Below are 18,908 nucleotides of genomic sequence, written 5' to 3'. Positions count from 1 at the left end.
GAGCCAGGTGGGGACGAACCGGGACGCGGATCAGCCGCGCGCGGAGCGCGGCGGCTACGACGCCGCTGCCGCCGAGGCGAAGTGGCAGAAGTTCTGGGCCGAGGACGGGACATTCGTCGCCCATGACGACGACCCCCGCGAGCGCCGCTACGTGCTCGACATGTTCCCGTACCCCTCCGGCGACCTCCACATGGGCCATGCCGAGGCCTACGCGATGGGCGATGTTCTCGCCCGCATCTGGCGCATGCAGGGCTACAACGTCATGCACCCGATCGGCTGGGACGCCTTCGGCCTGCCCGCCGAGAACGCGGCCATCCGCAACAACGAGCATCCGGCCCGCTGGACCTACGAGAACATCGAGACGCAGAAGAGGTCCTTCAAACGCTACGGGCTGAGCCTGGACTGGACCCGCGAACTCCACACCTGCGACGAGGAGTACTACCGCTGGACCCAGTGGCTGTTCCTGCAGTTCTTCGAGAGGGGTCTGGCCTACCGCAGGAACGGCTACGTCAACTGGTGCCCGACCGACCAGACCGTGCTCGCCAACGAACAGGTCAAGGAGGGCCTGTGCGACAGGTGCGGCTCGGCCGTCACGAAGCGCGAGCTCAACCAGTGGTACTTCCGCATCACCGACTACGCCCAGGAACTGCTCGATGACATGGGCCAGCTCGAGGGCAAGTGGCCCGATCGCGTGCTCGCGATGCAGCGCAACTGGATCGGCCGGTCCGAGGGCGCCTGGGTCGAGTTCGTCATCGAGGGCCGCACCGAGCCCGTCACCGTCTTCACCACCCGCCCCGACACGCTCTACGGGGCCAGCTTCATGGTCGTCGCCCCCGACGCCCCCCTGGCCTCCGAGGTCGTCTCGGACGAGTGCCGCCCGGCCTTCGAGGAATACCTCGATCGGGTCAAGAAGACGAACGACATCGAGCGCCAGTCCACCAAGCACGTCAAGACCGGCGTGCCGTTGGGCGTCAACGCCACCAATCCCGTCAACGGCGAGAAGATCCCGGTCTGGGCCGGCGACTACGTGCTGTCCGAGTACGGCTCGGGCGCCATCATGGCCGTCCCCGCCCACGACCAGCGCGACCTCGACTTCGCCACGACGTACGGGCTGCCCGTTCGCATGGTCATCGACACCGGCGATCCCGATCCCGCCGTGTCCGGCGTCGCCACCACCGGGAACGGCGTCTATGTGAACTCCGGCCCGCTCGACGGCCTGTCCGACGTGGCCTCGGCCAAGGACCGGATCATCGCCAAGCTCGAGTCCGACGGCACCGGCGAGGCCACCATCACCTACCGCCTGCGCGACTGGCTGCTCAGCCGCCAGCGCTTCTGGGGCTGCCCGATCCCGATCATCCACTGCCCGACCTGCGGCGACGTCCCCGTCCCCGCCGACCAGTTGCCGGTCCGACTGCCCGATCTGCGCGGCGAGGCGCTGGCGCCCAGAGGCGTCTCGCCCCTGGGCGCCAGCGAGTGGAAGCAGGTGGCCTGCCCCAGGTGCGGCGGCGACGCCGAGCGCGACACCGACACAATGGACACCTTCGTCGACTCGTCCTGGTACTTTCTCCGCTACTGCTCCCCCCGGTGCGCCGACGGCGCCTTCCGTCCTGAGCAGGTCGGGCTCTGGTCCCCGGTCGACCAGTACGTCGGCGGCGTCGAGCACGCCACGATGCACCTGCTGTACTCGCGCTTCTTCACCAAGGTGCTGCGCGATATGGGCCTGCTCGACTTCGACGAGCCCTTCACCCGCCTGCTCAACCAGGGCCAGGTCATCAACGGGGGCAAGGCCATGAGCAAGTCCCTCGGCAACGGTGTCGATCTCGGTGCCCAGCTCGACGAGTACGGCGTCGACGCGGTGCGCCTGACCGTCGTCTTCGCCGGCCCGCCGGCCGACGACATCGACTGGGCCGACGTCTCCCCGGCCAGTTCGCTGCGCTTCCTGCAGCGCGCCTACCGCCTCGCCCGGGACGTCCGGGCCCCGCACGGCGCCGATCCGGCCACCGGCGACGAGGGACTGCGCAAGGCGACCCACAGGGCCATCGCCGAGATCACCGAGCTGGTCGGCTCAGGCCGCTTCAACGTGGCGGTCGCCCGTATCATGGAGCTCGTCAACGCGGCCCGCAAGGCCGCCGACTCCGGCGCCGGCGACCCGGCCGTACGCGAGGCGGCCGAGTTCATCGCCCAGACCCTGAGCCTGTTCGCCCCCTACGCCGCCGAGGAGATGTGGGAGCTGCTCGGCGGCGCCCCGTCCATCGCCAACTCCACCTGGCCCACCGCCGACCCCGCCCTGCTCGTCGCCGACGAGGTCACGATGGTCGTCCAGGTGCAGGGCAGGGTCCGCGCCAAGTTGCAGGTCAGCCCCGGCATCGATCAGGATGCCGCCGTCGAGATGGCGCTCGCCGACCCGAAGGTCCAGCGCGCGCTGGACGGCCGCCCGGTCGTGAAGACGATCACCAAGCTGCCACGCATGGTGAGCATCGTTCCCGGCGCGTGACGGGGGAGCAGCGATCGACATGCCGCAGGTGCGCCGAACCGGCCCGGGGTGGCGCGCCTGCGTGCGCCCCATCCGGAACGAGCGGTTCACCCGGCCCGCGGCCCGATGAGCAGGAGGGACCCATGCAGCTGATTCTGCACAATGTCGACGTCCTCGGCCACGGGCCGCGCGACCTGGTCATCGACGACGACACCATCGTGGATCCCGGCGCCGTCGGACCCGGTGCGCGGTCCCTCGACTGCGCCGGCTTGGTCGCGCTGCCGGCCCTCGTCGACCCCCACACGCATTTGCGCGACCCGGGCGAGGGCGACGCCGAGACGATCGCCACTGGCCTGACCGCCGCCGCAGCCGGTGGTTTCGGCGCCGTCTTCGTCATGGCCAACACCGACCCCGTGGCCGACACGGCGGCCGTCGTCGAGTACGAGCGCGACACCGCCGAGGACCTCGGCCTGTGCGATCTGTACCCGATCGGCGCGATCACGAAGAACCTCGCCGGGCAGGAACTCGCCGGCATCGAGGAGATGGCCGCCAGCCGCGCCGCCGTGCGCATGTTCAGCGATGACGGCAAGTGCGTGTCGCGCTCCGACCTCATGCGCGAGGCCCTCGAACGGATCGGCGCCGTCGGGGGCGTGCTCGCCCAGCACAGCCAGGACCCGGCGCTGACGGCCGGCGCCCAGCTCGACGAGGGCGAGCTGTCCCGTGCACTCGGCAGGACCGGCTGGCCGGCGATGGCCGAGTCGACGATCATCGCCCGTGACTCGATCATGGCCGGCTACCTCGGCGCTCGCCTGCACGTCTGCCACATCTCCACCGCCTCGGGGACCGAGGTCGTGCGCTGGGCCAAGGCGCAGGGTTTCCAGGTGACCGCCGAGGCCACCCCGCATCACCTGTCGCTCGACTCGGGCGCCACCGCCTCCGGCGATCCCGACTTCAAGGTCAACCCGCCGCTGCGCAGCACCGCCGACGTGGCCGCGGTGCGCGAGGCCCTCCTCGACGGCACCATCGACATGGTCGGCACCGATCACGCCCCGCACCCCGACGCGGTCAAGGACTGCTCCTGGGACCGGGCGGCCAACGGCATGCTCGGCCTGGAGACCGCGCTGTCGGTCGTGGCCGATCTGCTCGTCCGCACCGGGCGCATGAGCTGGGCCCTGCTGGCCGACAGGATGTCCACCCGGCCCGCCCGCCTGCTCGGCCTCGATCACCTGTACGGCGGTGACCTGTCCGCCGGGCGCCCGGCGAACCTGTGCCTGGTCGATCCGCAGCGCCCCTGGACGGTCGAGCCCGCCCGGCTGTCGTCGATCGCCCGCAACACCCCGTACAAGAAGCGCACCTACTACAGCCGGGTCGTGGCCACCGTCCTGCGCGGACGCCCCACGTTCGACCTGGACGGTGCCTTCGCCTGAACCGAGCCGGTCCCCGGCCGGCTGCAGCACCGATGGAGGATCACGTGAGCAAGAATTTCGAGTACATCCGCAAGAACGGCCATGACGTCGTGCGCATCGCCGCGCGCGGGCGCGATGTGCTCACCCACCCGATGACCAATTTCGGCACCGCGTTCACCAGGGGCCAGCGCGAGCGGCTCGGCCTCGTCGGCCTGCTGCCTCCCGGGGTCGTGGGGATCGACGACCAGCTCAAACGCATCTACTCCCAATACCGGACCGAGCCGAACGACATGGCGCGGTACATCTTCCTGAGCACGCTCAAGGAGCGCAACGAGATCCTGTTCTACCGGCTCGTCTCCGAGCACATCGAGCAGATGCTGCCCATCATCTACACGCCCACCATCGGCCGGGCCATCGAGGAGTACAGCCACTGGTTCCACCGCCCGCGCGGCGTCTTCATCGACATCGACCACCCCGAGGACATGACCGAGGCCCTCCAGGCCTACGGCTACGGCTCCGACGACGTCGATCTCATCGTCGTCACCGACTCCGAGGGCATTCTCGGCATCGGCGACCAGGGCGTCGGCGGCGTCTCCATCGCGGTCGGCAAGCTCGCCGTGTACACGGCGGCGGCCGGCATCCGCCCCGACCGCGTACTGCCCGTCGTGCTCGACACCGGCACCAACAACCTCGAGCTGCTCAATGACGAAACCTATCTGGGCGTGCGCCACTCGCGCGTGCGCGGCCAGCGCTACGACGACTTCATAGAGCAGTTCACCGAGACCGTCGGTCAGCTCTTCCCGCACGCGATGCTCCACTGGGAGGACTTCGGCGCGTCCAACGCCCACCGCATCCTGAACCGCTACCGGACCGAGCTGTGCACCTTCAACGACGACATCCAGGGAACCGCCGCCGTCGTGGCCTCGGCGGCCCTCGCCGGCATCAGGCGCTCCGGCCTGCCGATCGAGGAGCAGCGGATCGTCATCTTCGGCGCGGGCACCGCCGGCGTCGGCATCTCGGACCTGCTCGTGCAGTTCATGGTCGGCAGGGGCTTGAGCGAGGACGAGGCGCGTCGCCGCTTCTGGGCGATGGGCAGCCGTGGTCTGATCGTCGAGGGCGACCGCATGCGCGACTTCCAGGAACCCTACGCGCGCCCCGTGTCCGATGTCGGCGACTGGCCCGCCGCGCCGCGCGGCCGCGGCCTGGCCGAGGTCGTCCACCGGGTGCATCCCACGATGCTCATCGGGTGCTCGGCCCAGACCGGCGCCTTCACCGAGCAGCTCGTGCGCGAGATGGCCTCGTACCAGGACCGGCCGATCATCATGCCGCTGTCGAACCCGACGTCGAAGGCGGAAGCCCTGCCGCACGACCTGCTCGAGTGGACCGGCGGTCGTGCGCTCATCGCCACCGGTTCACCCTTCGAGCCGATCACCTACAAGGGCACCGGCTACCAGATCGCCCAGGCGAACAACGCGCTGGTGTTCCCCGGCATCGGACTCGGGGCCATCACCGTCGACGCCTCACGCGTCAGCGACGGCATGATCCTGGCGGCGGCCGAGTGCCTGGCCGGGGCCGGGGCCAGGGACGCCGAGGGTTCGTCCCTGCTGCCCGCCATCCACCGCCTGCGCGCCATCAGCGCCAGGGTCGGTCTGGCCGTGGCGCGACAGGCGATCGCCGAGGGGCTGGCCCGCGTGATCCCCGACGACCCGGTGCAGGCGATCGCCGACCGCATGTGGCGCGCCGAGTACCCGCAGGTCGAGGTCGTCGACTCGTTGTGACCCCTCCGGGCCCCATCGCAGGCCGATGACTCACAGAGTGTTGTCCGTCTGATCAACTCGGCCCGTGCCCGCGCACACTGCGGGCATGGCACACGGATTCAGACACGATTCGGGCGGGGATGATCTGGCCATTCGCCTGCGCGAGGTCATGGCCGGGTCCGGCCCACTGGTCAGCGGGCCCCGGCGGGCCCAGGCCGGGCGGCACCCCGATGACCGAGCCGGCGCCCGGTCCGCGGCCGCCGATGACGACCGGAGCCCTGTCGAGCACGACGAGTCGCCGGCGGGGGAGGACGCCGCTCGGGACTGGACGGATGATGAGCCGTTCCCCGAGCGGCGCGGGGCGGGGCGTGAACCGGCCCCCGGAGGGAGGAGCGCCGCCAGCATCCTGCTCGGCCATCGTCTGCACGAGTTCGGCCGCGCGCACTTCGCGGTCATCGCCGTCGTCTGCGCCGTCATCCTGGCGTTCAGCATCACTCAGGTGCTGCGGGCCCGGGCGACGACGGTCGACGCGCCGAGCCCCAGCGTGCAGGCCGAGGGAACCGGATCCCCGGCCTCCTCGGCGGCAGAGCCGGCGTCGGCCGACCAGTCGTCAGCAGCGCCCATCCGCGTGCACATCATCGGTGCGGTCCGCTCTCCGGGCGTTGTCCGGGTACCGGCCGATGCCCGGGTATCGGATGTCATCGACGCCGCCGGGGGCCTCAATGATGATGCCGATCCCGGCGAGCTCAATCTCGCCCAGTCCGTCTGCGACGGCTGTCAGATCGTCGTCGGCACCATCGGCGCTCCACGCGGAGAGATGAACCAGCCGGGCGCCTCGGGGCGGGCCGGCGCGAGCGCCGCCGGGACGGGAGGCCAGCCCGGAGGCGGCCAAGGCGATCTGATCGACCTGAACTCGGCCGGTTCCGCTCAGCTCGAGGAACTGCCCGGAATCGGCCCGGTGCTCGCCGAGCGCATCGTCGAATGGCGTACCCAGCACGGCCGCTTCAACAGGGTCGAGGAACTGCAGGAGGTCAACGGCATCGGCGAGAAGCTCTACTCGAGGATCAAGGACCATGTCCGGGTCTGATCGCGGTGGGCGCCACGGCCAGGGCGGTGCGAGATCACGAGCGGCCACCGGGCTTCCGGGGGCCGCCGGAGGCGACTCCGGTGCCGATCCGGGGGACCGGGCCGGATCCGCCTCCGACCTGCGGCTCGCCGCCCCGGCCCTGTGCGCATGGGGCGGCGCCCTTCTCGCGCTCTGCGCCCCGGCGCAGGTGCGCTGGCCCGCGCTGGGGCTCTGCCTGGCGGCGACAGCCTGCGCACTCGCCCGCCGCCGGTGGGCGAGTGCGGGCGCGGCGCTCGTCGCGGCCAGCGCCATCGCCTGCTGCGCGGGCCATCTCTACTGGTGCGAACACGGGCCGCTGGCCGATGCCGCCTCCGGCAGGGCGGTCACCAGGGTCACCGCCCGGGTGGCGGGCGATCCGGAGCGCTTCGACCAGAAGGGCTCCTTCCCGGCTGGCGCCCGCGTACCGGTCGTCGTCGAGACCGTCGACGTCAGAGGAACCGACTGGCGCACGCGCGGCGGGGCAGAGGTCATCGCCTCCGGCGAGACGGGTGACCGGCTCGCCCGGCTCCAAGTGGGTGAGCGGATCGGCCTGCTCGCCCGTGCGACGCCCCCTGAAGACCATGACGATGGCCTCGTCGCAGTGCTGAGGCCCCGGGGCGGCATCGATCAGGTGTCCGGCCCCGGTCCGGTCGACAGGGCGGTCAACGCGGTGCGCTCGCGCCTGCGAGAGTCGATGCGGTGGAGCCCGGACGACCAGGCCGGCCTGGTGCCCTCGCTCGTCGAAGGGGACACCAGCGGCCTCGGGGCTTCGCTCGAGGGCGACTTCAGGGCGTCCAGCCTCACCCACCTGACGGCGGTCTCCGGCACTAACCTGACCCTGATGCTCGTCTTCTTCCTGGCGGTGGCCAGGGCAGGAGGCGTCCGCGGCTGGTGGCTGAGAGCACTGGCCGTGCTCGTCGTGGCGGTCTTCGTCGTCCTGTGCAGGGCCGAGCCCAGCGTCGTGCGCGCGGCCGCCATGGGTGTCGTGGCCCTCGCGGCCACCGGACGCAGGGGTCTCGGTCCGGCCGGTCTGCGTCAGCTGGCCTGCGCCGTATGGCTGCTCATCCTGATCGACCCGTGGCTGGCCCGCAGCTGGGGCTTCGCGCTGTCCGTCGCCGCCACCGCCGGGATCCTGTTCTGGTCCGGCCGCTGGCAGCACGCGATGAGGACCTGGACCCCCTCCTGGTTCGCCGAGTCCGTCTGCGTCCCAGCGGCCGCGCAGCTCGCGACGCAGCCGATCATCACCGCTCTGTCGGGAAGCGTCTCCATGACGGGGCTCATGGCCAACATGGCGGCGGGGCCGTTCGTCGCGCCGGTCACCGTCCTAGGACTCGTGGCGGCCCTGACCGGGGTGCTGTACCCGCCGCTCGGCGCGGCTTTCGGCTGGTGCGCGGGCTGGTGCGCTGAACCGATCATCCTCATCGCCCGGCTGTGCGCGCGCCTGCCGGCCGCTACGCTCACCTGGCCTGCCTCCGGCTGGTCGCTGGTCGTGCTGGCCTGCGCATGCCTGGCCCTGGCCTGGCTCATCGGGCGAGCGGCGCGCAGACCGGCGGCCTGCTGCGCCCTGGCGGCGGTCGCCGTCACCGGGTGCCTGTGGCGTCCCGCCGCCCCGGGCTGGCCGTCCGGCTGGGCGATCATCAGCTGCGACGTCGGTCAGGGCGATGCCACCCTGGTGCGTACGGGCGATCGCTCGGCCGTCCTCATCGACACCGGCCCGCCCGGGGACGACGCCGCTCGATGTCTGCGCGAGCAGCACATCGAGCACCTGAGCATGCTCGTCCTGAGCCACTTCCACGACGACCACGTCGGCGGCCTGCAGCAGATCGCCGGGCACGTGGGCATAGACCTGGCTCTTCTGGACCCCCTGGAGTCCCCGGCCGCCAACGCCCGGCAGGTGCATGCCCTGCTGGACGCAGCCGGCGTTCGGACCCGGACAGCGAAGGCGGGGGAACGCATCGACATAGGCCAGATCCACTGGCAGACCCTGCAGGTAGCGGCCAGCGGCGCGACGCCCGGCGAGGGGACCGGCCAGGAAAGCTCGGCCGAGAACGACTCGAGCATCCTGGGCAGGATCATGGTGCAGGGGGTCAGCCTCATCGTCACCGGCGATCTCGAGGTGGGCGGTCAGGGCCAGGCGGTCTCGAGCGGCCTCGACCTGCGGGCCGACGTCCTGAAGGTCGCCCATCACGGCTCCGCGCGTCAGGATCCCGAGTTCCTGGCGGCCATCGGGGCGCGTCTGGCCCTCATCAGCGTCGGGGCCGGGAACACCTACGGGCACCCCGCGGCCAAGACGGTGAGCACCCTGAATCAGCTCGGTATGCGGGTGATGCGTACGGACCAGAACGGTGCGATCGCCGTCTCTCCCGGTGAGAAGGGGGCATTGAAGGTGGTGAGCAGGCGATGAGGCGCCGTCCATCGGGGGGCGCCGCCGCACCCGGCGGGAGAACGCCGTCGCCCGGTGGCACGATTGCAGGGTGAGTTCGCATTCCGTCTTCGGTACGACGACACTGGTCCACGGCCCCGAGTCCCTGCTGGCCGAGCGCGCCACTGCCGCCATCCTCGAGCAGGCCCGCGCCGAGCAGCCCGACGCCCAGGTCGACGAGCTCGACGCCTCCTCGGCGACGGCCGCCGACTTCCTCGAGGCCACGGGCGGGTCGCTGTTCGCCAGCTATTGCGTGGTCGTCATCCACGACTTGGGCAGTGCCGATGACGGACTGGGCTCCCGACTCCTCGAGTTCGCCAAGGCCCCCGGCGAGACGGTCTGCGTCATCGCCGAGCACGCCGGCGGCAACAAGGGCCGGAGTCTTCTCACCAGGCTGCGCAGGACGAGGATCAACCAGGTTCCGGCCGAGTCCCTCAAAGCTTGGGAACTCACCGACTTCGTCGTCAACGAGGCACGCAGTCTGGGCATGAGCATCGAGGGCCGGGCGGCCCAGGGGCTTGTCGAAGCCGTCGGCAGGGATCTGCGGGCCCTGGCGGGCGCCATCGGCCAGCTCTCATCCGACTGGCGCGGTGAACGCCTCACCACCGAGGTCGTCAACCGCTACTTCGCCGGTCGGGTCGACGTCACCGGCTATGCCGTGAGCACTGACGCGCTCGCCGGCCGCCTCGGCCAGGCGCTCGAGAAACTGCGGTGGGCGTTGTCGTGCGGCGTCCACCCGGCCGCCGTCACCTCGGCCTTCGCGGCCGACCTGCGGGCCCTGGGCCTCTACCTGGGCGTCCAGGGCCAGAACATGCGCGACAACCAGATGGCGGGGATCTGCGGTGTCGGCCCCTGGAAGATCAAGACCCTGCGCAGTCAGGCGCGCGGCTGGCAGCCCGGGGGCGTCGCCGAGGCGCTGGTCGCAGTCGCCACCGCGGACGCCGCCGTCAAGGGCGCCGCCACCGATCCCTACTTCGCTCTCGAACAGATGCTCCTGTCCGTTGACCAGGCCCGCCGCGCCCAGGCGTGACCGGTCGCCGGACCTCGGCGGACCGCGTCCACCACCGGTCGATCGGCGAATACCGCGCTTCCGGGTGAGCACGGCGCAGATTGCAGTGTCCGCCGGAGAGCAATGCGGTGCCCGCGCAGGGCCGGGCGGAACGCTCCGGGGCGGGATACCGCCCCGGTCACGAACAAACGCCCCGACCCCCCGGCGAGGATCCGAGCGCTTGCGCTGCGAGAGCCGACCCAGTCCGTTCGCCCAGGCGAACGGGATCAGAGGGAATTCGCCCTGATGGAGATGGCCGACTTGCGGTTGGCGGCCTGGTTGGCGTGGATGACGCCGGCGGAGGCAGCCTTGTCGAGGGCGCGGTTGGCGCCCTTGGCCAGCTCAAGGGCCCTCTCCTTGTCGCCGGCGGCGGCGGCCTCGCGGAAGTGGCGTACGTGCGTGCGCAGAGCGGACTTCACAGCCCTGTTGCGCCGACGGGCCTTCTCGTTGGTCTTGATGCGCTTCTTCTGCGACTTGATGTTCGCCACGTGTGCTCAACCTCAATGGAGTCGTTACCGGGTGGTTCGCGCCGTGCGGATGCGATCCGGCACCGCCGCACAGGACACATCCGATGAATTTATCACCCGAGCGTGCGCTGCTCCAAACCGCACCTGCGACGCGCGCCTCGAAACGCTTCGCGTCCGTGCGACAATTGGGAGCGTTCTGCGACTCGGCCGCGGATGATCCCGCGTCCGGTGTCATGGGCGGACTCATGAGCAGGAGCATGATCACCGCGATCACATCGAGGAGTCGACCAGTTTGACCGTTCAGCCCGGAGCCACCGATCCGGCCATCATCCGCAACTTCAGTATCATCGCGCACATCGACCACGGCAAGTCGACGCTGGCCGACCGGATGCTGCAGCTGACCGGCATCGTCGACGAGCGCGAGATGCGCGCCCAGTACCTCGACAAGATGGACATCGAGCGTGAGCGCGGTATCACCATCAAGTCCCAGGCGGTGCGCATGCCCTGGACCGTCGATGGTCGGGAGCTCGTCCTCAACATGATCGACACCCCTGGCCACGTCGATTTCACCTACGAGGTGAGTCGCTCGCTGGCGGCCTGTGAGGGCGCCGTCCTGCTCGTCGACGCGGCCCAGGGCATCGAGGCCCAGACCCTGGCCAACCTCTACCTGGCGCTCGAGGCCGACTTGGTGATCATCCCGGTGCTCAACAAGATCGACCTGCCCGGCGCCCAGCCCGACAAGTTCGCCGAAGAGATCGCCGGCATCATCGGCTGCGAGCCCTCAGAGGTCCTGCGCGTCTCGGCGAAGACCGGTGAGGGCGTCCCCGAACTGCTCACCGCGATCGTCGAGCAGGTGCCCGCGCCCACCGGCGATGCCGACAGCCGGGCGCGCGCGCTCATCTTCGACTCCGTCTACGACGTCTACCGCGGCGTCGTCACCTACGTGCGCGTCGTCGACGGCCGCTTGAACCATCGTGACCGCATCCGCATGATGTCCACGGGCGCGACCCACGAGGTGCTCGAGATCGGCGTCCATGCGCCCGAGCCGTCCGCTTGCGGAGCCCTGTCGGTCGGCGAGGTCGGATACCTCATCACCGGCGTGAAGGACGTGCGCCAGTCGCGCGTCGGCGACACCGTCACCCTGGCCCAGAGCCCCGCCGCCGAGCCCTTGGCCGGCTACAAGGACCCGAGACCGATGGTCTTCGCGGGGTTGTACCCGATCGAGGCCGGCGACTTCCCCGAACTGCGCGAGGCCCTCGGGAAGCTCCAGCTCAACGACGCCTCCCTGACCTTCGAGCCCGAGACCTCCGGCGCCCTCGGCCTCGGCTTCCGCGCCGGTTTCCTCGGCCTGCTCCACATGGAGATCATCCAGGAGCGCCTCGAACGCGAGTTCGGCCTCGATCTGATCAGCACGGCACCGAGCGTGAGCTACCGCGTCGTCATGGAGGACGGCGCCGAACACTGGGTGCAGAACCCCTCCGAGTTCCCCGAGGGCAAGGTCGAGGCGGTCTACGAGCCGGTCGTGCGCGCCACGATCCTGTGCCCCGCCGAGTTCATCGGTCCCGTCATGGAACTGTGTCAGAGTCGCCGAGGCACCCAGCTCGGCATGGACTACCTGTCCGAGGACCGCGTCGAGATGCGCTACGAACTGCCGCTCGGCGAGATCGTCTTCGACTTCTTCGACGCCCTCAAGTCCCGAACCAGGGGCTACGCCAGTCTCGACTACGAGCCCGGCGGTCAGCAGCGTGCCGACATGGTCAAGGTCGACATCCTGCTGAGCGGCGAATCGGTTGACGCCTTCAGCGCGATCGTCCACCGCGACAGGGCCTTCGGCTACGGCGTCGAGATGACGAACAAGCTGCGCAAGCTCATCCCGCGCCAGCAGTTCGAGGTGCCCGTTCAGGCGGCCATCGGTGCCCGCGTCATCGCCCGCGAGACCATTCGTGCCGTCCGCAAGGACGTCCTGGCGAAGTGCTACGGCGGCGACATCACGCGCAAGCGCAAGCTGCTCGAGAAACAGAGGCGGGGCAAGAAACGCATGAAGACGGTCGGGCACGTCGAGGTGCCCCAGGAGGCCTTCGTCGCCGCCCTGACCAACGCCGACGCGGTCGAGAAGAAGAGGTAGCGGTGTCGCTGACGATCCGCGCCGACGCGGCCGACGAGCCCATCGGGCCCGGAGCCCTCACCGCGGTGCCCGGGCGGGTGCTGTCGTTCTACGTGCACGTGCCTTTCTGCGCCTCCCGCTGCGGATACTGCGACTTCAATACCTACGCGCCCGCCCAGCTGCCGGGCATGTCCGTCCGTGACTACGTGCAGGCTGCCCACCGCGAGATCGACCAGGCGGCGCGTGCGCTGTCCGGTGACGGCAGAACCGTCTCGACCGTCTTCTTCGGCGGCGGCACCCCGACGATGGCCGCCGACGACGAGCTCGGCGGGCTGCTGGCCCACCTGCGGGAGTCCTTCGGCCTCGTGCCGGCCGCCGAGATCACCACGGAGGCGAATCCCGAGACCCTCGACGAGCGCCGCCTGGAGAACCTGCGCGCAGCCGGCTTCAACCGGCTCAGCCTGGGCATGCAGTCCGGCGACGAACAGGTGCTAGCCACCCTGGAGCGCCGCCACTCGCCCGGTCGCGCCGTGCAGGTGGCGTCCTGGGCGCACCGGGCCGGTTTCGACAACGTCTCGCTCGATCTCATCTACGGCGCGCCCGGCGAGACGATGGGCCAGTGGCGGGCCTCGCTCGAGGCGGCGCTGGGCGCCGCCCCCGAGCACGTCAGCGCATACGGCCTCATCGTCGAGGAGGGCACCGCCATGGCCAGGCGCATCCAGCACGGCCGGCTGCCCGCCCCCGACGAGGACCTCGAGGCCGACAAGTACCTGCTCGCCGAGAGCCTGTTGGGGGGCGCGGGTCTGGTCAACTACGAGATCAGCAACTGGGCTCTGCCCGGCCGCGAGGCGGCCCACAACATGGCCTACTGGCGCGGCGACGACTGGTGGGGCATCGGACCCGGGGCGCACAGCCACATCGGGGTGGTCCGTTGGTGGAACGTGAAGCACCCGCGCCGCTACGCGGCCATGCTTGCCGAGGACGTCAGTCCACGGGCCGGGCACGAGATCCTCGACGAGGCGATCGGTCATGAGGAGACGGTCATGCTGCGCCTGCGCCTGCGCGAGGGGCTGGGGCTGGATGAGCTGACCGGGGCGGAGCGCGCCCCACTGGCCGGCCTGGTCGGGCGCGGGCTGGTCGAGATCACCGGTGAAAGGGTGCGCTTGACGCTGGCCGGGCGCCTGTTCGGCGATGCCGTCACGCGCGAGGTGCTCGGCTGAGCCGGTGCGGGGCGCCTGCCGCAGGGGACGGGACGGTCCACCGGCGGCGGCCACTAGGGTTGGAGACATGGCTGGTCAGGATCGGTACGGCCCCGATGCGTCCTTGGGCGGCCGGAGACGGGGCAGCAGGCCGAAGACGGTCGATCTGCCCTTGGAGCCCGGACTCGTCGTCGAGGTCGGCCCCGACGGCTACTGCGGCGAGGTCGTGGGCTGGGAGAACGGCCTGGTCGTCCTCGAGGATCGCGCCGGCCGCCGCCGGGCCTTCCCCGTCGGCGAGTACGGCTACCTGGTCGAGGGCCGTCCCGTTGCGTTGCGCATCCCGCTGCGCCGGGGCCCCACCCGGTACACGGCCTCCGGCTCGCTGGCCGGTCCGCGCGAGGACGCCAGGAGGGCGCTTGGCAGCCGCATCTACGTCGAAGGGCGCCACGACGCCGAACTCGTCGAGAAGATCTGGGGAGCCGATCTGCGCCACGTCGGCGTCGTCGTCGAGTACATGGGTGGCATGGACGACCTGCTCGGTATCGTCGCAGAGTTCCGGCCCGCCGAGGGCCGCCGCCTCGGCGTGCTCGTCGACCATCTGGTCGCCGACACCAAGGAGTCGCGCGTCGCCGCCCAGGTGCGCGACGCCGGCCATGGCGACTACGTCATGATCACCGGTCACCGCTTCATCGACATCTGGCAGACCATCGACCCGCGCCTGCTCGGCTTCACGGCCTGGCCGCAGGTGCCGCGCGACCAGGACTGGAAGAAGGGCGCCCTGGCGCGGCTGGGCGTCCCCAGGGGCAAGCGCTACGAGCAGATCGACCAGGCCGATGTCGGCAGGGCCTGGCAGCAGATGCTCCGGCGGGTGAGCACCTACAAGGACCTCGACATCGACTTCGTCCGAGAGGTCGAGAAACTCATCGACTTCGTCACCCAGGACCACTTGGACGAACTGGACCGAGCAGCGCCGTGAACCCGACAGGAGACGCCATGAATCCCGACGATGTGATGGTTCTGATCAAGGACATCAGCGCCCGCATCATCGAGCCGCGCTTCGGTGCGCTCGAACGCTCCGAGGTGCACTCCAAGGGGCCGGGCGACTTCGTCACCGTCGCCGACCGCGAGGCCGAGGCCGAGTTCATCACCCGGCTCGGACGGGCCTTCCCCGACGCCGTCGTCGTCGGCGAGGAGAGCTGCTACACCGACCCGTCGCTGATGAGCGCCATCGGCACCGCCGGGCACTGCTTCGTCATCGACCCGGTGGACGGCACGGGCAACTTCGTCCATGGTGGTGACGACTTCGCCATCATGGTCGCCGAGATGCGCGGGCCCAGGACCGTGGCCGGATGGATCTGGCAGCCCCGGTACGGGCGCGCCTACCAGGCGACCGCCGGCGGGGGCGTCACCTGCGACGGCGAGCCCATCGTGCCGAGCCCCACGCGTCCGCGTCCTACCGGGGCGACCGGTCAACGCCTGTGGCGCGGCTTCGACGCCGCCGGGCGCATCCCGCCGGTGCGCGAGTCCACGCATTGCGCCGGCGTCGACTACCCGCACGTCATCACCGGACGACTCGACTACATCGTCTACCGCCATCCCAAGCCGTGGGATCATCTGGCCGGCGGCCTCATGCTCACCGAGCTGGGCGGCGGCATCGTCCACCCCGACGGCTCCCCGTGGGCACCCGGCGACCGGGACGCCCCGATCATCAGCAGTCGGGATCTCGGCACCGCCAGACGCGTCGGCGCCCTGTGGCCGCCGTCCTCCCCACGCCCCTGATCCCGCAATCCGCCGCACCCCCGAGGGCCGGCCCGCGCAGCATCCGCCGCCGCGCTATGCTAGCACTCGACAGTTGAGAGTGCCAGGGCCTGACACGCGAGCAGCATCGCCAGGGTTTTCCCAGTGCGCCGCTGCCGGCCCCGCGTCGGCCCAGCGGATCCAGCAGGAGGGGGTAGCGGTGATCGATGACCGCAGACTCGATGTGCTCAGAGCCATCGTCACCGACTACGTCTCCAGTCGCGAGCCCGTGGGCTCCAAGGCTCTCGTCGAGCGCCACCACATGAAGGTCTCACCGGCCACCGTGCGCAACGACATGGCGGCACTCGAGGAGGAGGGCTACCTCACCCACCCGCACACCAGCGCCGGACGCATCCCCACGGACAAGGGCTACCGCCTCTTCGTCGATCGGATCGCGCAGGTCAAGCCGCTGTCCGGGGCTGAGCGCCGCGCCATCTCGACCTTCCTGGACGGGGCCATAGACCTGGATGACATCGTCTCGCGCACCGTGCGCCTGCTGGCCATGATCACCCATCAGGTCGCCCTCGTGCAGTACCCGGCCGTCAGCTCCGTGCGGGTGCGCCATGTCGAACTCGTCACGCTGGCGCCGCAGACGATCATGGTGATCCTCATCACCTCGGCAGGCAGCATCCACCAGCGCAGTCTGCAGGTGCCCGAGCATTCGGCTGACGACCTGACCGTGCTGCGCGAACGGATCAACTCCGCCGTCGACGCCCAGACCACGCCGGCCGCCGCAGCCACGCTGCGCGCCCTCGACCGGTGCGCCCTGCCGGCCATCACCGATGACGTCGTCGTGGCGATCGGCGACATGCTCGCCGCCGATGAGGCCCCGCGCATCGCGGTCGGCGGTGTGCCGAACCTGTCGCGCTTCGGCGCCGAGTTCGACACCACCGTCAAGCCGATGCTCGAGGCCCTTGAGGAACAGGTCATCCTGCTCAAACTGCTCGGCGCGGCCGCCACCGACCTGCCCGGCGACGTCGCCGTGCGGATCGGCCGGGAGAACCCCTACGAGCCGCTCAAGACGACCTCGGTCGTGGCAAGCAACTACGGTCCCTCCGATTCGCCGGCGCAGCTGGGTATCGTCGGTCCTACCCGTATGGACTACCCGTCCACGATGGCCACCGTGCGTGCCGTCGCCCGCTATGTCGGCCAGTTCCTGGCAGAAGGTTGATCAACTCCACTGATGAGTACTGACTATTACGAGGTCCTCGGCGTCTCCCGTGATGCGACCGCCGAGCAGATCAAGCGCGCCTATCGCAAGAAGGCCATGCAGGTGCATCCGGACGTCACCGACGACCCGGACGCCGAGGAGAAGTTCAAGGCCGTCAACGAGGCCTACGAGGTGCTCTCCGACCCGCAGAAGAAGGCGGTCTTCGACCGCGGCGGCGATCCGATGCGCGGCAGCGGAGGCGGCGCAGGCTTCAGCGACCCCTTCGGCGGCATGGGCGGCTTCAGCGGCTTCTCCAGCGCCGGCGGCTTCGACGTCGGCGATCTGCTCGGCGCCATGTTCGGCGGCGGTTCCGCCGGCGGCCGAGGCCCGCGTTCGCGCGTCCACCAAGGCTCCGACCAGCTGCTGCGCGTGCGCCTGAACCTGGCCGAAGCCGCCTTCGGCACCACCAGCAAACTCAACCTCGACACTTACGTCGTCTGCCCGACCTGCTCCGGAAGGGGCGCGGCCGTCGGCTCCGAACCGGTCACCTGCGTCCAGTGCCACGGCTCCGGCTCGGTGACGCAGGTGCAGCGCTCCTTCCTGGGCGACATCCGCTCCACCACCGTCTGCCCCACCTGCGACGGTTACGGCTCGATCATTCCCGATCCCTGCCCGGAGTGCTCCGGCCAGGGCCGCGTGCGCACCCGCCGCGAGATCTCGGTGAAGATCCCCGCCGGTGTCAGCAGCGGAAACCGCATCCACCTGCGCGGTCAGGGCGAGGTCGGTACCGGCGGCGGGCCCGCCGGCGACTTGTACGTCGAGGTCTTGGTGGCCGAGCACGAGGTCTTCCGCCGCGACGGTGACAACCTCGAAATGGTCCTGACCATCCCGATGACGGCTGCGGCCCTCGGCTGCACCGTGTCGATCACCACGCTCGAAGCCGAGCTGGAGGGCGCCTCGCAGGAGGACTCGACGGTCGACCTGAGGATCCCGGCCGGTACCCAGGCGGCCACCCGGCTCATCATCAAGGACCGGGGGATCCCGGCTCTTCGCGGGCGCGACAGGGGCAGGCGCGGCGAGCTGGGCGTCACCGTCGTCATCGAGACCCCGACCAGGTTGAACGACGAGCAGCGAGAGCTGCTGATCAGGCTGGCGCAACTGCGCGGCGAGGACGGCGAGAACGTCGGCGTCAGGCCCGGCGCCGACAAGGGCTTCTTCAACCGCCTGCGCGACGCCTTCAACGGATGACCGATCCGCTCTTCTGGGCCGAGCCCGCCGACATCGCCGCGGCGCGATCTGGGACCGTCATCACCGTGGGCGGCGACGAGGGCCGCCACGCGGCCACCGTCCGGCGCCTGCGGGCGGGGGAGTCCGTCATGCTCGCCGACGGCGCCGGCCGCGGCGTGCGCGGAACCGTGACCGCGGTCGCCAAGTCAGCGATCGGGGTGCGGATCACCGAGCTGCTGCGGGCCCCGGACAACCCCCTGGAGATCATCGCCGTCCAGGCCCTCGCCAAGGGCGCCCGCTCCGACATCGCGATCGAGGCCATGACCGAGATGGGCGTGGGCCGTATCGTCGCCTGGCAGGCGGCACGGAGCATCGTGCGCTGGGACGCCAAGGCCGCCAAGGGCCTGGCCAAGTGGCGGACGGCCGCTGCCAACGCCGCCAAGCAGTCACGCCGCCTGCGCGTGCCCCAGGTCGAGCTGGCCGACACCGGTCGGGTCGCCGAGCTGCTCGCCGGCGCGGACCTGCCCCTGGTTCTGCACGAGGAGGCCGCGCAGCCGTTGCGGGCCCTGACCGTCCCGGCCTCGGGCCGGGTCGTCGTGGTCATCGGCCCCGAGGGCGGTATCGACCCGGCCGAGCTCGAGGCGTTCACCCGTGCCGGAGCCACCAGCGTCCTCGTCAGCGATGCGGTGCTGCGCAGTTCGACGGCCGGTGTCGTGGCGCTCGCCCAGGTGAGGGCTCTCGCCGGTCGCTGAA

At 70.6% G+C, this 18,908-nt stretch carries 14 protein-coding genes; 13 read left to right on the top strand and 1 reads right to left on the bottom strand.

Annotation, left to right across the window (positions count from 1 at the left end; all coding sequences use genetic code 11):
- Nucleotides 1-7 precede the first annotated feature (7 nt).
- The 6 genes from leuS to holA all read left to right on the top strand — a co-directional run bounded on the left by leuS (nt 8) and on the right by holA (nt 10,193).
- Nucleotides 8-2,494 (top strand): leucine--tRNA ligase, encoded by a 2,487-nt coding sequence (gene leuS / locus R2N01_RS00515; protein ID WP_316667521.1) that lies wholly within the window; start codon nt 8-10, stop codon nt 2,492-2,494.
- A 122-nt stretch (nt 2,495-2,616) separates the two neighbouring features.
- Nucleotides 2,617-3,900: a dihydroorotase gene (locus R2N01_RS00510; RefSeq protein WP_316667356.1), complete on the top strand. Its 1,284-nt coding sequence runs from the start codon at nt 2,617-2,619 to the stop codon at nt 3,898-3,900.
- A 44-nt stretch (nt 3,901-3,944) separates the two neighbouring features.
- Nucleotides 3,945-5,657 (top strand): NAD-dependent malic enzyme, encoded by a 1,713-nt coding sequence (locus R2N01_RS00505; protein WP_316667353.1) that lies wholly within the window; start codon nt 3,945-3,947, stop codon nt 5,655-5,657.
- A gap of 85 nt (nt 5,658-5,742) precedes the next feature.
- Nucleotides 5,743-6,723, top strand: a complete 981-nt coding sequence (locus R2N01_RS00500; protein WP_316667351.1) for a helix-hairpin-helix domain-containing protein — start codon at nt 5,743-5,745, stop codon at nt 6,721-6,723.
- On the top strand, nt 6,710-9,145 hold the full coding sequence (locus R2N01_RS00495; protein ID WP_316667349.1) for a DNA internalization-related competence protein ComEC/Rec2: 2,436 nt from the start codon (nt 6,710-6,712) through the stop codon (nt 9,143-9,145). Before R2N01_RS00500 ends, R2N01_RS00495 begins: the two co-directional genes overlap by 14 nt.
- A 70-nt stretch (nt 9,146-9,215) precedes the next feature.
- Nucleotides 9,216-10,193, top strand: a complete 978-nt coding sequence (holA, locus tag R2N01_RS00490; protein ID WP_316667347.1) for a DNA polymerase III subunit delta — start codon at nt 9,216-9,218, stop codon at nt 10,191-10,193.
- A 245-nt stretch (nt 10,194-10,438) separates the two neighbouring features.
- On the opposite strand, the gene rpsT is transcribed toward holA, so the two are convergent.
- Nucleotides 10,439-10,699, bottom strand: coding sequence for a 30S ribosomal protein S20 (rpsT, locus tag R2N01_RS00485; RefSeq protein WP_316667345.1), 261 nt, complete (start codon nt 10,697-10,699; stop codon nt 10,439-10,441).
- 271 nt (nt 10,700-10,970) lie between these two features.
- Between rpsT and lepA the strand changes: the two genes are divergently transcribed.
- From lepA to R2N01_RS00450, 7 genes are all read left to right on the top strand, one after another.
- Nucleotides 10,971-12,803 carry a translation elongation factor 4 gene (gene lepA, locus R2N01_RS00480; RefSeq protein ID WP_316667343.1) on the top strand — a complete coding sequence of 611 codons (1,833 nt, stop codon included), beginning with the start codon at nt 10,971-10,973 and terminating at the stop codon, nt 12,801-12,803.
- Nucleotides 12,804-12,844: 41 nt separating this feature from the next.
- Nucleotides 12,845-14,002 (top strand): radical SAM family heme chaperone HemW, encoded by a 1,158-nt coding sequence (gene hemW / locus R2N01_RS00475; RefSeq protein WP_316667519.1) that lies wholly within the window; start codon nt 12,845-12,847, stop codon nt 14,000-14,002.
- A 67-nt stretch (nt 14,003-14,069) separates the two neighbouring features.
- Nucleotides 14,070-14,957 (top strand): DUF3097 family protein, encoded by an 888-nt coding sequence (locus tag R2N01_RS00470; RefSeq protein WP_316667341.1) that lies wholly within the window; start codon nt 14,070-14,072, stop codon nt 14,955-14,957.
- Nucleotides 14,958-14,974: 17 nt separating this feature from the next.
- On the top strand, nt 14,975-15,760 hold the full coding sequence (locus R2N01_RS00465) for an inositol monophosphatase (protein WP_316667340.1): 786 nt from the start codon (nt 14,975-14,977) through the stop codon (nt 15,758-15,760).
- A gap of 178 nt (nt 15,761-15,938) precedes the next feature.
- Nucleotides 15,939-16,949, top strand: coding sequence for a heat-inducible transcriptional repressor HrcA (gene hrcA, locus R2N01_RS00460; RefSeq protein ID WP_316667338.1), 1,011 nt, complete (start codon nt 15,939-15,941; stop codon nt 16,947-16,949).
- Nucleotides 16,950-16,961: 12 nt separating this feature from the next.
- Nucleotides 16,962-18,176, top strand: coding sequence for a molecular chaperone DnaJ (gene dnaJ, locus R2N01_RS00455; RefSeq protein WP_316667336.1), 1,215 nt, complete (start codon nt 16,962-16,964; stop codon nt 18,174-18,176).
- On the top strand, nt 18,173-18,907 hold the full coding sequence (locus tag R2N01_RS00450; RefSeq protein ID WP_316667334.1) for a 16S rRNA (uracil(1498)-N(3))-methyltransferase: 735 nt from the start codon (nt 18,173-18,175) through the stop codon (nt 18,905-18,907). Before dnaJ ends, R2N01_RS00450 begins: the two co-directional genes overlap by 4 nt.
- Nucleotide 18,908 lies beyond the last annotated feature (1 nt).

Source organism: uncultured Propionibacterium sp. (assembly GCF_963539965.1).
Lineage (GTDB): Bacteria > Actinomycetota > Actinomycetes > Propionibacteriales > Propionibacteriaceae > Propionibacterium.
This window is presented reverse-complemented; position numbering and strand designations above follow the sequence as displayed.

Excerpts from the sequence above, each read along its gene's own strand:
- R2N01_RS00465 (WP_316667340.1), top strand. The coding sequence starts at position 14,975 with ATGAATCCCGACGATGTGATGGTTCTGATCAAGGACATCAGCGCCCGC.
- R2N01_RS00500 (WP_316667351.1), top strand. The coding sequence starts at position 5,743 with ATGGCACACGGATTCAGACACGATTCGGGCGGGGATGATCTGGCCATT.
- R2N01_RS00510 (WP_316667356.1), top strand. The coding sequence starts at position 2,617 with ATGCAGCTGATTCTGCACAATGTCGACGTCCTCGGCCACGGGCCGCGC.
- dnaJ (WP_316667336.1), top strand. The coding sequence starts at position 16,962 with ATGAGTACTGACTATTACGAGGTCCTCGGCGTCTCCCGTGATGCGACC.
- R2N01_RS00470 (WP_316667341.1), top strand. The coding sequence starts at position 14,070 with ATGGCTGGTCAGGATCGGTACGGCCCCGATGCGTCCTTGGGCGGCCGG.
- R2N01_RS00495 (WP_316667349.1), top strand. The coding sequence starts at position 6,710 with ATGTCCGGGTCTGATCGCGGTGGGCGCCACGGCCAGGGCGGTGCGAGA.
- R2N01_RS00450 (WP_316667334.1), top strand. The coding sequence starts at position 18,173 with ATGACCGATCCGCTCTTCTGGGCCGAGCCCGCCGACATCGCCGCGGCG.